Source organism: Streptomyces spongiicola, from assembly GCF_003122365.1.
Taxonomy (GTDB): Bacteria; Actinomycetota; Actinomycetes; order Streptomycetales; family Streptomycetaceae; genus Streptomyces; species Streptomyces spongiicola.
The window spans coordinates 2,820,612-2,834,526 of the sequence record NZ_CP029254.1 but is presented as its reverse complement, the minus strand read 5'-3'; the positions used below and the strand labels follow the sequence as shown (position 1 = coordinate 2,834,526).

At 68.4% G+C, this 13,915-nt stretch carries 14 protein-coding genes; 5 read left to right on the top strand and 9 right to left on the bottom strand.

Going from position 1 to position 13,915, the window contains the following annotated elements:
* Window positions 1-93 precede the first annotated feature (93 nt).
* From DDQ41_RS12290 to DDQ41_RS12280, 3 genes are all read left to right on the top strand, one after another.
* Window positions 94-1,500: a hypothetical protein gene (locus DDQ41_RS12290; protein ID WP_109294538.1), complete on the top strand. Its 1,407-nt coding sequence runs from the start codon at window positions 94-96 to the stop codon at window positions 1,498-1,500.
* A complete protein-coding gene (locus DDQ41_RS12285; protein ID WP_109294537.1) occupies window positions 1,500-3,332 on the top strand; it encodes a DEAD/DEAH box helicase in 1,833 nt (610 codons plus the stop codon). The genes DDQ41_RS12290 and DDQ41_RS12285 overlap by 1 nt, the downstream gene beginning before the upstream one ends.
* Before the next feature lie 61 nt (window positions 3,333-3,393).
* Complete coding sequence (locus tag DDQ41_RS12280; RefSeq protein WP_162602657.1) at window positions 3,394-4,173, top strand: DUF3883 domain-containing protein; 780 nt, start codon at window positions 3,394-3,396, stop codon at window positions 4,171-4,173.
* Between the two features lie 55 nt (window positions 4,174-4,228).
* Here DDQ41_RS12280 and DDQ41_RS12275 read toward each other — a convergent pair whose 3' ends face one another.
* The gene (locus DDQ41_RS12275; protein ID WP_109294535.1) at window positions 4,229-6,235 is read right to left on the bottom strand and encodes a GmrSD restriction endonuclease domain-containing protein; all 2,007 of its coding nucleotides are present in this window, start codon (window positions 6,233-6,235) and stop codon (window positions 4,229-4,231) included.
* Window positions 6,236-6,383: 148 nt separating this feature from the next.
* On the opposite strand from DDQ41_RS12275, the gene DDQ41_RS12270 reads away from it, so the two are divergent.
* The gene (locus DDQ41_RS12270) at window positions 6,384-6,926 is read left to right on the top strand and encodes a hypothetical protein (protein WP_109294534.1); all 543 of its coding nucleotides are present in this window, start codon (window positions 6,384-6,386) and stop codon (window positions 6,924-6,926) included.
* A 7-nt stretch (window positions 6,927-6,933) separates the two neighbouring features.
* Here the strand turns inward: DDQ41_RS12270 and DDQ41_RS12265 are convergent, their stop codons facing one another.
* Both DDQ41_RS12265 and DDQ41_RS12260 read right to left on the bottom strand, forming a co-directional pair.
* A complete protein-coding gene (locus tag DDQ41_RS12265) occupies window positions 6,934-7,884 on the bottom strand; it encodes an IS5 family transposase (protein WP_109294533.1) in 951 nt (316 codons plus the stop codon).
* Window positions 7,885-8,219: 335 nt separating this feature from the next.
* A complete protein-coding gene (locus DDQ41_RS12260) occupies window positions 8,220-8,705 on the bottom strand; it encodes a very short patch repair endonuclease (RefSeq protein ID WP_109294532.1) in 486 nt (161 codons plus the stop codon).
* 111 nt (window positions 8,706-8,816) lie between these two features.
* On the opposite strand from DDQ41_RS12260, the gene DDQ41_RS12255 reads away from it, so the two are divergent.
* The gene (locus tag DDQ41_RS12255; protein WP_262508439.1) at window positions 8,817-9,017 is read left to right on the top strand and encodes an AbrB/MazE/SpoVT family DNA-binding domain-containing protein; all 201 of its coding nucleotides are present in this window, start codon (window positions 8,817-8,819) and stop codon (window positions 9,015-9,017) included.
* An 83-nt stretch (window positions 9,018-9,100) separates the two neighbouring features.
* Here the strand turns inward: DDQ41_RS12255 and DDQ41_RS12250 are convergent, their stop codons facing one another.
* From DDQ41_RS12250 to DDQ41_RS12225, 6 genes are all read right to left on the bottom strand, one after another.
* Window positions 9,101-9,406 (bottom strand): hypothetical protein, encoded by a 306-nt coding sequence (locus DDQ41_RS12250; RefSeq protein ID WP_109294531.1) that lies wholly within the window; start codon window positions 9,404-9,406, stop codon window positions 9,101-9,103.
* A complete protein-coding gene (locus DDQ41_RS12245) occupies window positions 9,403-9,594 on the bottom strand; it encodes a hypothetical protein (protein WP_109294530.1) in 192 nt (63 codons plus the stop codon). The genes DDQ41_RS12250 and DDQ41_RS12245 overlap by 4 nt, the downstream gene beginning before the upstream one ends.
* Complete coding sequence (locus DDQ41_RS12240) at window positions 9,594-10,640, bottom strand: major capsid protein (protein ID WP_109294529.1); 1,047 nt, start codon at window positions 10,638-10,640, stop codon at window positions 9,594-9,596. Before DDQ41_RS12240 ends, DDQ41_RS12245 begins: the two co-directional genes overlap by 1 nt.
* Before the next feature lie 32 nt (window positions 10,641-10,672).
* Window positions 10,673-11,083, bottom strand: coding sequence for a head decoration protein (locus tag DDQ41_RS12235; RefSeq protein WP_109294528.1), 411 nt, complete (start codon window positions 11,081-11,083; stop codon window positions 10,673-10,675).
* Window positions 11,084-11,192: 109 nt separating this feature from the next.
* Complete coding sequence (locus DDQ41_RS12230; RefSeq protein ID WP_109294527.1) at window positions 11,193-11,918, bottom strand: hypothetical protein; 726 nt, start codon at window positions 11,916-11,918, stop codon at window positions 11,193-11,195.
* 122 nt (window positions 11,919-12,040) lie between these two features.
* A complete protein-coding gene (locus DDQ41_RS12225; protein WP_162602656.1) occupies window positions 12,041-13,630 on the bottom strand; it encodes a phage portal protein in 1,590 nt (529 codons plus the stop codon).
* Window positions 13,631-13,915: the final 285 nt, after the last annotated feature.

The following is a 13,915-nucleotide window of genomic DNA, read 5'->3' as shown; positions in this document are numbered from 1 at the left end:
ATCGATTCTGGATCAGCGGGCGGTCCGCTGTCAGCGGCTCCTGTCATGATGCATGGACGTCTGGTTGCGATGTTCTGCTAGGAGGCTCCTGTTATGGCCGCCAAGTTCGGTGTCCCGCCCGAGGGAGAAAAGATTCGCTCCCTGGTGGAGGAGCGGCTGAAGCAAGCCGTGATGGAGGACGGGGCCAAGGTCACCGTGGACTGGCGCGGCGAGCAGAAGCACCTCTACGTGATCTCCATGCCGGTGGACATGCTCTACTTCAACCCGGACACGCACCGGATCCGCGCGCAGCGCACTCTGGACGCGGATCGCAACCGCACCCTCGAAGAGGAGCCGTGGAGCGAGGCGGCGCAGGAGTACCTCCGCCATCTTCTCCGCTGCAAGCCGTCGAACCCCTCTCAGACGGACCCCGATTTCACTACATTGCAGGATGAATTGGATGATTTCGGGCAGAAGGAGCCAGGGATCATCAGCCCCCACGGCATCCTGGTCGACGGCAACACGCGCTGTGCAGCGATGAGGGACCTGGGGATCAAGGACATCCGTGTCGGTGTGCTCCCTGCCGACACCTCCCGCCGCGACATCAACAGCGTCGAGTTGTCCCTCCAGCTCCGACGCGACAAGCGGCGCGAGTACTCGTACATCAACAGGCTTATCGCCGTTGAGGACGAACTCGCCGACGGGCGCCGCGAGGAGGATGTGGCGCGCGACTTCAACATCAAGGTCCGCACGCTCCGCCAGGACCGCTGGGTCCACCAGCTGATCAAGGAGGCGATCGAGCGCAGCAGTTCTGGGGACGGGGTCAGGCTGCGCCTGGTGGACTTCGAAGACCACCAGGAGAAGCTCCGCGAGCTGCACCGCGACCACACGACCCTGGCCAAGACTGATCCGGATGCCGCCGAGCAGCTGAAGGAGTCACGTCTGGCGATGGTCGTGCTGAACTACCCCAAGACGTCCGTCCGCCTCGCCGAGGCCGACTTCCACAGCCGCTACCTCGACGAGCGCCTGCCCGAAGAGCTCCGCCCGGCGGTCCAGGAGTCTGCTGCCGTAGCGATTCCCGGACTTGATGTCGCCGTCCCCGATGCCACGGCTGCGGTCAAGACCACCCGAGCGCTCACCGATGCCCTGCTTCAGGCGAAAGCCGCCTCGCAGGCCGGGGACAGGCTGGGCACCGCTGAAGCCGCCGAAGCAGACCGCCTGATCAAGACGGCGCGCAAGACGTTCGACGTGGCGGTCAAGATGGCCGGGCAGAACGCGCAGCTGCAGAAGCGGCAGATCGCCGTTCCCGAACGCCTCACGGACGCCGCCGACTACGTGAACCAGTGCGCCGCAGAGTTCGCTGACGCCAAGTCCAAGCGCGCCCTGGACGAAGACGCCTTCGACGACGCCCTGCTCACCCTCCGCGCCAGCCTCGTCCGGTTGGCGAAGCAGGCAGGTCGCACGTTCGAATCCCCCGGCGACGGCGTGGCCTGGCTGCTCGGCGCGACCAGGGAGGGCTGATGGCGGCGGGAGCGGCTGGACCGAGCCTGTCGATCGAATTCGGCGACAGCGTGACGAAGGCCCGGCTCAGGGCCGGCAGCGGCTACGAGGAAGCCCTCCGGCGGCTCGCTCTGAGGTTCGGGAGCAGCGTGCAGCGGTCGCCTGGAACGGTCGAGATCGAGATCGACGAACTCCTGACGAACCTGGTCGTACTCGCTACCTGGCCTCAGCCGAGCAGCGTGGCGTGGGATCCGCAGCTGGCGGCCCTGGCCACGGATTCGGCCAAGGACGCTCAGACCGTGGCACGCCGCCTCGACCCGGCGACCGACGGCGCCGGGGAGATGGACCCGGCGCAGATCGACAGCGTGCTCGGTCCGGCCTGGACGGCTGATCTGACTTCGTTCCAGCGCAGGGACATCGCCAAGCTCCTGTCGCTGCGGCATGGTGCCAACTTCTCCGTTCCCGGTGCCGGCAAGACCCGTGTCGGCCTGGCGGTCTTCCACGCCCTCCGCCAGGCCAAGGGCGTCGAGCGGCTGCTGATCGTCGGCCCGAAGTCCTGCTACGAGTCCTGGCAGTACGAGAACCAGGAGTGCCTGGATGAGCCGCTGAGCATGGACGTGTTCTCGCGGAACACCTACCCCGCCGCGGATTCGCTCATCGTTAACTACGAGCGGCTCGACGGCGCTGTGAACGAGCTCGGCCAATGGCTGGCGGCCCGGCCGTCCATGCTGCTGCTCGACGAGGCGCACCGCATGAAGCTCGGGGCCCAGGGCACATACGGTGCAGCTTGCCTCGCCCTCGGCCCCCGAGCCCGGCACCGGCTCATCCTGACGGGTACCCCGGCTCCGAACGGCGTCAAGGACTTGGAGAACCTCTTCGGTTTCGTCTGGCCTGGGCACGGACGCCAGAAGGTCGTCCAGGCGGTTGCCGGCGGCGACTTGGCGAAGGCGAGCCAGGTCCTGCGTCCCTTGTTCACCCGCACCACCAAGGGCGAACTCGGGCTGCCGCCGGTGACCACGACGCTGCGCCCGGTGCCGATGCCGCCTCTGCACCAAGAGGTCTATGAGGCGCTCATCGGGCGCTTTTCTGCCCGCGCTGCTGGCCACGAGGGCGACTTCCAGACTCTCGGGAAGATCATTGTCTACATGCTCATGGCCGCGACCAGCCCGGCTCTGCTGTCCGTGGGCACGACGCGGCACGAGCCGCTCGCGTACCAAGTGCCTCCTTTCTCGGTGCCGGAGGGCACCCCGCTGTTCGAGCTCATGCGAGACCTACCGAGCTACGAGATGTCGCCGAAGTACCAGGAGGTCCTGGCGATCGTCGCGGAGAACGCCGCCCACGGCCGCAAGACGCTCGTCTGGTCGACGTTCATCCGGAGCCTGAACACGCTGGAGCGGATACTCAGCGAGTTCTCGCCGGTCATGGTCCACGGCGGTACGGAGGACCGCGAGGCTCAGATCGAGCGGTTCCGCAGAGACCCCGACTGCATGGTGCTGCTGTCCAATCCCGCCACTCTCGGCGAGGGCATCAGCCTGCACCACCAGTGCCATGACGCTGTCTACGTCGACCGGGACTTCGCCGCCGGACGCTTTCTCCAAAGCCTTGACCGCATCCACCGCCTCGGCCTCGCCCCCGAGACGGAGACCCGGATCACGGTGCTGTCCTCGGAGGGAACGATCGACGAGGTCGTAGAGCAGCGTCTGAGCGACAAACTTCAGTTCATGGGCCGCATCCTCGCCGACCCGGCCGTGCAGCAGCTGGCCGATCTCGAGGAGGAGGACCCGGTCGGCAGCGGTCTGGATCTGAAGGACCTCCAAGCACTGATGGGCCACCTCCGTGCCAGGGCAGCCTGAGCCGGTCCTGCGCGCGGCGGTCCGCTGGCTGGAGAGGCTCCAGGCCAGCGGCGCCCCGCGCGTGCGCGCCCTGTTCACCGCGCACAGCGACTTCAGCGACCTCACCCCGACCCAGTACGACGCGGCGTACGCGTGGCTCCGTGAAACCGGGCTGCTCGATGAACCGCACAGCAGCGTCCCCGCGCACCGCCGGGTCTTCGACGCCGCCATCGCGCACAGCGGTGCGCCATGGCTTCCGGATGCTGACCTTCTGGTCCGCGGGCCGGACGAACTGCCCGACGACGCACTGCGCGCGGCTGAGGCCCTCGGCCTCAGCGAGAGCGAGGCATACGCCCAACTTGCCGCCGTTTGGGGAAAAGTGGACGCGGGCGAGCGCGCGCGCATCGGAGCAGCAGGCGAGCTGGCCCTCGTTGATCTGCTGACCGCCTCAGTCGAAGCCCGTGTGGAGCATGTAGCGGCCTGGTCCGACGGCTACGGCTATGACATCGCAATCCGCGCTTCCCGGCACCGTGCGCACCTGGAAGTGAAGACCACCCTGCGCCGCAGCCGCCTGACGGTCTACGTCTCGCGGAACGAGTACGAGACCATGCTGCGCGACCCGGATTGGGAACTGGTAGCGGTCCGGCTGACCCCCGATCTGCATCTGCAGGCGGTTGCGACGGTGCCGAAGGACTGGATCGCCGCCCGGGTTCCCGCAGACCAGAGTGCGCAGGGGCGCTGGGAGTCGTGCCGGTTCGATGTGCCGCCCGACGTACCAGTGCCGGGGATACCTCGCGTAACCCCTGTACTGGCAGAAGGCGCCTCGAAACTCCTTGGTGGCGCCGCTGATTGGCCCGGTTAGCGCGGTTCGCGCTGCGCGTGCAGTCCGCGGCGGCCGGGCCGACCGGTCCCGGCACTCAGGCACTGCGGACTGCGGCCTCCGAGAGCAGGAACTCCTCAGGTTCTCCCGGCCATTGCTCGTCAGTAGGTTCAGGGCACGCCGTCAGAGGCTGCGCATCGTCGAATGCGTCCTTGACTGCGGAACGCCATTGGTCGAGCGAACCGCGGACAAGGAACGGACCGAGGGCGAGAGTCACGCCGCCTTCGTCATCGACCCGCATGGGGGCTGTGTCGCCGCCGATGGACACATCGCTGGCGAGGCCAGCAGCAGCGGCATCCAACGCGGCATCGAATTCGGCGGTGTTGATCCAGCACACCCAGCTCTGCCCCGCGGCTTCCGCCCGGGCGGCCAGCACGGCCCGTCCGGCGGTTGAGTACCCGCTGAGAACCAAGGAGCGGTCCGGGGAGGCGTCTCCTGTCCGGGAGGCGCCTCCGGCGAGGAAGGCCGGGCGGAAGCCGTTGAGCAGCGTGGTGATCCGTGCAGCGAGCAGCGCCCTGCGGGCGCCGAGGAAGTCGCGGTACCTTGCCGCGCCCAAGACCTCTTGGGCCTCGGGAACGGAGTGAGCGGCGAGATCGCTCGCAGGCACATCCCGGACGTATGCCTCCGGCGAACGGTTCCCGATGATGTTCTTCGCTGTCTCCTGCGAGACGAAGACGATGTTGGCGAGCTCGTTGATCTCCGCAGTCGAATACTTGTTGCGATGGCCCCTCAGCGTCGATGCGGGATGTACCAGGCTGTATTGGGGCTTACCGGACCCGTCAGCAGCAACCGAGACGGGACTGCCGTCCCACCAGTCACTCGCACTGGCATGGGCCGCAGCCAGATAGCAGAACATGAGGTACGGACTCTGGTGGTTGCGCCCCGTGAGATCGTCAGCGCTCACGGTGATGCCGCTTTCACGGACGCCGAGATTGGCGAGCAGGGCCCGCACCGGATCTTCGGCATCGAGCGCCCTGATGTCTTGTGTCACCAGCGTGTCCGTCACACCGCCGTAGCGGCTGCGGGCCGTGGCGGCCATGAACCAGTAGAGCATCCCGTCCTCAACATCAGGCGCGACGTCCGCTCCCACTGGTCGGCGGCCGTAGTAGACCACCAAGGGGTGCAGGGCGGCTAGCGACGGGATGAGAGCGGTGGTCGGGATGAGGAGCTTCTCCTGGAGCAGGGGCACGACACGGGTGAGCCCGCGGCGAACCTTGTCCCACCCGGCCTCGACCGATTCCTTGCTCGCCGCCGTCAGCCTGGCAACAGAAGACGACCGCTTGCCGGAGATCGACAAGCTCAGCGTGAGGGCCTTGATGAGGAAATTGACGTCGAGGGCGTATCCCCGCTCGGCCCAGCGAGCGGACTCCGCCTCCAACTGGCCCAGGAAGCCCGGAGAGCGGGCAGACAGCGTCGCAAGGGCGAGGTCCGTGGTCTTGAGCGCACGTCCACCGCTGTTCACCCGCACGAAGATCTGCGCGACTTCCTCGTACTCGAAGTCGTGGAGCACTTCCATGTGGAAGTCGCGCTGTGTGATCTTCTGCAGCGCATTGAGGCGGCGGCCTATCTCGGCGTCCGGAAGGCCGAGCCCGGCCGCCTTGAGCTCGCCGTGTACAGCGAACACGTCGGCCCCTTCTCCGACGACGTCGTAGACCTTGATCCACTTCTTGTCGCGCCGGGTGGCCGCGCTCTGGTTCTGAAAGACCTCGGTCTCGATGTTGAACACGACTTGGGCTTCCGGGTGATCGGTGAGGACCCGGTAGAGCGAGGTGAGGCGCTGCTGCCCGTCCAGCAGGTAGAGCGGCATCACGCTGGGCAGCGCTTGCGGGGCGCCGATGGCCGCCTCGCGGGTCTCTGCGAGCTGACCGGTCTTCCAGAAGAGGAGCGAGCCCGCAGGGTATCCGCGGTACAGCGACTCGACGAGCCTGGCGACCTGCGACGCTTTCCACACGTAGCCGCGCTGGATCTCGGGGAGCATGATCTCCCCGGCTGCGATCTGCGTGATGAGCGTCCGGACATCCCTGTTCGTACGTTCAACCGCCATGCCTCGGCGCCCCCCACATCTCGCACGGGGCCTGACTAGCTGTTTCTCAACCGATCAGGTGTCTGAGCTGCATGTTTGCGGTTTGTGATCTTCGTGGGCGGGTGTGCAGGGTGGTGGTGTCTTCGTTGCCGAGCCCGGAGGTTCTGCTGTGCCCACGCCCGCCGCTGTCATGACGCGCCGACTGCGCGCCTTCGAAGCCCGTGCCGTCGAGCTCCGGCAGCGGATCACCGCTCTGGAGGAGGAAGCGGCCCAGGTGAACAGGGAGATCGCCCGCTGGCGTATCGGCAGCGAGATCTGGGACGAGGTCGAACAGGAACTGCGCGGTGATGCCGGTGTGGCTGCTGTTTCCTGCAGCCCGTCCGACAACAGGGAGGCGCCGGCCGACGCGGAGGTAGGGAGCCCTGCCGGCGCAGGTGCCGGCGCTGGAACCGGAGCCGGAGGTGAGTCGCGGTATGTGCCGCAACGGCAGGAGGACTCCGATCCCAGCAGGCTGCCCGGCCTCTACTCGAAGATCGTCGAGTTCGTGAGGGAAGCGCAGGAACCGGTGCGGGCTCGGGAGGTGGCCCAGGCATTGTTCGGTGAGGGGGCCGGTCGCAGTCGGCAGGAGGGTGTGCGCTGTCAGCTCAAGCGGCTCGTCCAGCGGGACTGGCTGACCAGCGCCGACGGCCGGGAGTTCACCGCGGCAGGATGACGGGCGCTCACACCCGCCGGGCCCGTCCGGCGGCCGCCTCGTGGTCCGCGGCGGCCAGGCGGCGGGTCATGAGGGTGACCATGGCCCACTTCACGTAGCTCTCGTGGGCGGCGGCGGTGCGCTCGTAATCACGCACCAGGCGACGGCAGTTCACCAGCCAGGCGAACGTGCGCTCGACCACCCAACGTCTCGGGATCACCACGAAGCCGGCTCTGTCGTCGCCGCGGCGGGACACCTCGACCTTCATGCCGAGGGCGTGCAGGGCCCAATCCACCAGGGCGCCCGCATAGCCGCTGTCGGCCCACACCAGACGCACCCGCGTGAACAGGGAACGCACCCGTTCCAGGAGGGCCACACCCGCGTCGCGGTCCTGCAGGTCCGCGGCGGTGACCATCACCACCAGCAGCAGACCCAGACAGTCCACGGCGATGTGACGCTTGGAACCCGACACATTCTTCGCCCCGTCGTACCCGCGCCGCTCCCCGGTCAGGGTGGAGGCGCCGCGCAGGGACTGGGAATCGACGATCGCCGCACTCGGCTCGGGATCGTCCCGCCCTTCCACGATGCGTACCTGCTCCCGCAGCCTCTCGTGCAGCACGTCCAGGAGCTCGTCCGTGTGCCAGCGATGCTGGAATGCGTAGACGGCCGACCAGGGCGGGAAGTCGGGCGGCATCGCCCTCCACTCGATGCCGTTGTCGACGAAGTACCGCACCGCATCGATCATTTCGCGGTGGCAGAAACCCTCCGGGTTGCCCCCGCGGCCACACAGCCAGCCCGGCACAGGCATCACCCGCCGGACGATCTGCCATTCCTCGTCCGTCAGATCGGTCGCGTAGACGCGGGCCCGCAGCGGCCGGTCACCGGCATTGCCGTACAAGTGAGCGAGACAGTCACACTCCGCGGCGAACCGCAGGTCGGGCAACGGACGATCGGACAGGACGACGGTAGCGTTCTGCATGACGGGGCTTTGTTCCTCGCGTGGCTGGCTTAGACAACCGACACGCTATGAACAGGGCCCCGTTCCCATGCCCACTCCCGGACTCCGTCACCTGATCCAGGACACCGTACGGGACGTCATCGAACGCCCGACGGTTGAGAAACAGCTAGTGACTGCATGTCTCGCCCATCGTGACTGCTTCAGTACCAGCAGTGTCTATCTTCTAATCGAGCAGCGCCCGCCGCTGTAATCCCCTGCAACAGCGTAGGGGACGCTGGGGCCGGTGAGTCCGGGACTTCCGTGCAGATCGCCGGGCCCTGGCTCCAAGCCGCAGCGCTACTGGCGATCAGCCGTCATCAAGACCTGCCGCTGGCCAAAGCCGCCCGCCGGGCCGCGACTGCTTCGTAGACGGCCCGCGAACACGCCTCTGCCGATTCGTGCTCCCAGAACCTCAGGACCAGCCAGCCTGCTTCATCGAGGCGGGCGTCTGTGTCGCGATCGCGTTGGACGTTGCGCCCGATCTTGTCGCGCCAGTAGTCAGGATTCGTCTTCGGCAGCACAAAGTGCTCGGGGCACCCGTGCCAGAAGCACCCGTCGACGAAAACGGCGACGCGTACCGGGCGGAACACCATGTCGGCGGTGCGTCGCATGCATGGCAGAGGCTTGGCTGCGACGCGGTAGCGCAGGCCGGCAGCGTGGACGAGAGACCGCAAGGCGCGTTCAGGTGAGGTGTCGCGATTGCGGTTGCCGAGCATGCTTCGGCGGTTCGCAGCGGAGGACGCCCAGGAGCCCTCGGGGGGTGTCCAGGGCGCAGGGTCCGGCTGAGGGAGCTGCTTGGTCATTGCTCCGAAAGTCTAGGCCCATGCCCGACGGGCTTCCTGGTTTCGCTGCGACCGCGACGTGGCGGGGCAGACCGGCGCCCGCTGGTCCGGCAGCGCTCGCCCTGTGAGAGGGTGGGCGGCACGCTGCGGGAACCAGCCGAGGTCACCATCGGTGAGGACGGAACCGTCTCCCTGCCCCTCGGGCTCCTTGCCGAGGCAGGTCTGTCCCCGGGAAGCCGCATCCTTGCGTACAGCCGGGGCGACGGCTGCATCGTCCTCCGACGTGAGCAGGATGCCATGGATGAGCTGCTGGATACCGGCGAACTCGGCTGACCGCACCGTGTGATCAGCTCCGTACGGGTACGTCGGCGCAAGCGGCAGGGGCTTCAAGCAGTCCGGTGCCCAGGCCGAGCACTTCAGCGGCTGCGGCGGCGCAGAAGTGGGGCCGGGGTGGCGAACGCGCTCTCCTCCAGCTTGGCGTCTTCCAGCGCTGTGATCTGCCGTTCCAGCGCTCTGACGTTCTCCGCGTTGTTCACGGTGGCGATGCCTTGCACCGTCACTGCCAAGGGGTCGGAGACGAGCGCCGCCTTGCGCTCACGGAGGACCTCGACAGCGACGGCCCGGAGCGAACCGAGGCGCTGGTAGCGGGCAGCGAGGTCGGCGCGGTCCGCTTCACCGAGCTCGGATCGGAGGTAGGCGTACTCGGCATCGGCCAGGCTCACGATGCTCCAGCCTTGGTCGCGCTGGATCGGCGGGGTGGTTCCCCCGGTGCCCAGGCATCGGGGTGGGTGATCTGCTCGGCGATCGCCGGTTCGCTGACCTGTGCTCCGGGCTGGAGGAGCAGCGTCTCGTGGGTCTTCGGGTCGGTGACGAAGACCGCAGCGGTGAGCGTGCGGGTGGCGGCGGGCATCACAGGACCTTCGCGGTGATGTGGATGTCGGGGACGTAGAGGACGGGCATGGCGACGGCGGAGCCCTTCGTCCAGACCTGGACCGGGTCGTCCTGGTGGCCGGCGGTGATGACGATGCCGGGGGCGTCCTCGCGGGTGATGGCCGGGTTGGTGCCGGAGGTGAGCACCAGGGACTCGGCGGTGATGCCGTACTGGGTCTCCGCCCAGGACTCCGGGTTCGGCGGCAGCAGGATCCAGCGGTCTTCCGGGATCACGCGCTGGTAGGTGTCGTCGACGGAGATCTGCACGTCGTAGACGGTGATCGGCGGGAGGTTGTAGCGGGCGCGGACGACCTCGACCTCGTTGGGGGCGAGGACCGCGGTCGGGGTGGTGGAGCCGTTGACGCTGCCGTAGTACGCCGCGCGGTACGCGTCGTTCGCCGCCAGGGTCGCGCGGGCCTTGTATGAGGTGATGACGCGGGCCGGGAGCGGGGCGCCGATGGAACGGAGGTACTCGATCCAGCGCAGTTCGTCGGCGATGGGGTCGCTGGTCGGGTCGGACCAGGGCTTTGCGGCAGTGGGCATGTTGGCGGCGGGGACGCCGAAGTCGGCCTCCAGGGTGAGCCCGTTCTCGCCGTTGAGGCTGAACTTGCCGTCGATGAGGAGGTCACCGGCGGCGAGTTCCATGCGGTTGTGGATGGACTCGACGTGCCGCTCGATGTCGTCGTAGAGCAGCTCGACGAACTCCGAAGCGTCGGCGCCGCGGGACGTGTCCAGGAGGATCTGCTCCAGCTCGCCGACGATCAGCTTCTGACCGAGGGGCGGCAGCATGCCCTCAGTGATGATCTTCTCGGCCTGACGGCGGGCGACGGCAGTCTCGGCGTCATACGCGCGGAACTTCGCGGCGTTCACGCGCCGCTTGCTGCTCTTGATGCGGAACTTGACTGAGTTCAGGCGTCGTTCGGGCATGACGGCGCGGGTCAGCTCGAAGTCGGCCGGGGTGGTCATAGTGCGGGCGAAGGCGTTGAGGTCGGCCGCGTCGATGTCGCGCAGCAGGGTGTCGAGCATGGTGGGCGGGGCTCCTCAGCAGGTCGCGGGCGTCAGACGAAGTGGATCTGCGCGGCAGAGGCGGTGATGGTGGCCGGGTCGAGTCCGCCGGGTACGTGGGCGGCGGCGATCACGCCGTGCCAGAGCAGGGCCGCGCCGGCATGTCCGCTGCCCGGGGCGAAGGCGACGTCCGCGAGGAGGACGCCGGTGAAGGCGGCGCGGCCGTCGGTGGCAGCTGCGTCCCACGGCCCGTACAGGCCGGTCGCGGTCAGGCGGCCCAGCGGGACGCCGGACCTCATGACGTTGCGGGGCTGTCCGGGGGCGGGTGGGGTGTAGTGGGTGCCCTCGGTGAAGAGCGTGGTGTCGAGGGTGATGGTGAGTGGGGTGTCGAGTCCATGCCGGGATGCCAGCCAGGGGCGGTCGGCGGTGGCGGACTCGGAGTAGGTGGTCAGCTGAAGATCCACGCCAGGTTCCTCCGGGCAGGCCATGCGGCGGCGAGTCTGTACGGACACCGGGCGGTGCCGTCGTCCGCGGGGATGGGGGCGGGGCGCGGTCCCCGAAGGCGTGCCGCAGTCAGGAGCTCTTGAGGTGGCCGCGGCGGCGGGCGATGTCCAGGCCAAACTGGCCCGGGCGGGGCGGAGTTCCGCCCGAGCGACCGGGGATGTTGGAGGGGCTGCCCGAGGGCGGGGCCGCGGGTGGCTGCGGAGCCGGCTGGCCGAAGAGTTCCGGGCGGCGCTCCTTCAGCTCGTCGGCGGCCCGGGCCAGTGCGGTGTCGTCCGCATCCGGGTCGACGAGGCGGCCGAGCAGGACGACGGCGTCCTCCAGTTCGGTGCCGGTGGCGCCCAGGCCGACCAGCACGGCGCGGCGTGCGGCGTCTCGTTCCCGGGCGACGGCCACGGCCTCGCGTTCCTGCGCCTGCCGCTCGCGTTCCGCGGCGGTCTGCTCCCGGCGCTCCGCCTCCGAGAGACGGGCCTGCTCAGCGTCCTTCTGCTGCTGGTCAGCCTCGCGCTGGGCCTGCACGTACTCCGTCAGGGCCTTCGCCGACTCGAAACCGAGCTGGCTGAGCAGGTCACGTACGCCGGCGCGGCGGCCCTGGTCCTTCTCGCGGGCGAAGCGGCGGGACAGCTCCTCCTGCGGGATGGTCACCGCTGTGGTGTCGGCGCCGTCCAGTGCCGTCTCCCCGGTCGGCGAGTTCCCAGGGTCGTCGGGGGAAGCGCCGAGGATCGGGAAGATGGGGCGGCCGTCGCGACGGTAGCCGAGCGGTGCGAGCGGCAGCGGCGGTCGTGTTCGTACGGTCATGGGCAGACTCCTTGCCCAGACGCCCCCGCGTCGGGCGGAGTCTAACCTTCACTGCACCGTCGGCGTGAGTGAGTGCCTTGTGCTGCGATGCTCGCCGTGGATCGGGACGAGGCCATGGCCGACTACATCTCGTTGACGGTCCCGCCAGTCCCGAGCTCCGTCTCGCGCTGCTCCCAGATACGGGCGACCTCCTCTGCCGCGTCCTCGATGGGGAAGCCGGCGTCCACGAGCATGCGCACTCCCGTCTCAAGGGAGAGGACACCGGCCGTGACACCTTTGACCACCAGGTCGAGGACGCTGGCCTGATCGGTCGGCAGATAGGAGCCGAAGGTGATGGACGCGTGCGGCTGCTGCCCCGGCGGCAGCACACCGGCGGCCTGGTAGAGGCGGAGCACCATCTTCAGCAGCAGCGGATACTTGGCCGCCCGCGCGAGCCGCATGGAGCGGACCATGGCGTCCAGCGGACCGAAGCTCAGCTGCATCGCGTAGCCGGAGGCCGCCTGCGCGGCATCCATGGTGCCGAGCACGCTGGCCGGAAGCCGGGTGACCACTGACAGCCGGTCGCGTAGTGCCTCCACATAGGCGCGGAGTTCGGAGAGCTGGGCCGAGGTGTCCACCGTGGTGAGCTGGCCGGTCTCGCCGAGTGGCCAGACCATTCCCGGCTCCACCTGTACCGGCAGTGGTCGGCCCGAAGCACGGTCGACCGGCAGCCGGGCGCCGGAGAGGCCGATGATCGGTGAACCGGTGGTCGCCGAGGCACGCTGGCTGTCCGTGTCGGCAGCGCCCAGATCGTCGAGGAGCTGAGTGGCCTTCAGCAAGGTCGACTGGCCGAAGTGCTCGGCGCCGTTGATGGTGTTCGGTACATGGACGATCGGGATGAAGTCGATGTGCAGGTCGAGCCGGTCGAGCAGCTCCCCGTCCGCGTTGGTACGGAACCGGGCTCGGCGCAACGAGAGCGCGTCGATGGCGCCCGCGCGGTCGACCTGCTCCAGGTCCCATTCGGCATCCGTCAGGTAGCAGGTGATGTCGGCGGGCCGCGCGGACCACGGATACGTGCGGGCCGCGTTGGAGTCGGCATCGACCGGCCCGAGCTCGTACGTGACACGGCGCAGCGTGGCCTTCCGGCCCGATGCCGGATCGGCCGGTGTCTCCCACGCCAGGTGGACTCGCGTCGGGTACTCGTCCGCGTCGACGGCGTCGTCGGGCAGCACGGGGAAGTAGAAGCCCGGGTCGATCGTCTTCAGGGTCGGGCGTCCCTTCGCCCGCGACCACGCCAACAGGTACACGGTGTCGCCGAGCAGGACGGCATTGCGCTCGGCGTGCTGCATCCGCATCCACAGATGCTCGTGCTCTGCCCACTCCCGCAGCAGGGACTCGGCCGCACGTGCCACCTCGCTGTCGTCCGCCCCGCCAACGACGATCTGCTGCGTCTCGCCGATGAGGTGCGTCAAGGTCTGGTCGACAACCAGCGTCGGATCCCCGTACTCGCGCCGGTCTGTACCGTCCTCGCCGAGCAGGGCGGCGGCCTGGTTGGTGTCGTACGCGGCGAGCACCGTGTATGCGGTGAGGCGACGAATATCGGCCTCCGGCACCCAGGATGCGCCGACATGGCCGGGCAGGTGTCCAAGACGGCAGTCTGCGGCCTGTCGAAACGCCGGCTTGTAGGACAACGCCCCCCAGGTATCGATGATCAAGTCGCGCAACCGTCGCATACACCGCTCCCTGCCGGTCGTCAGAAGTCGGCGGAGCCTAATGCGCGCACCCCGAGGCTTCTCACCTCGATCGGTAATCCACCAGCCGGTCGAGGAGTTGACCGGGCGTTCGGCGTGGGGCTGGCGGAGCACTGCGGCCCGTACCGCGTCCAGCGTCTTGCTGGCCTCGCAGGACGACGGCCGCTCGCCATTGCTCCGCCTGCAGAGGCCCGACAACCTGTCAGGTCGGATTCCCCAGCCAAACGTCGTATCAGCCAGCACAGTTCGAAGGCGTGATGTCGCCCA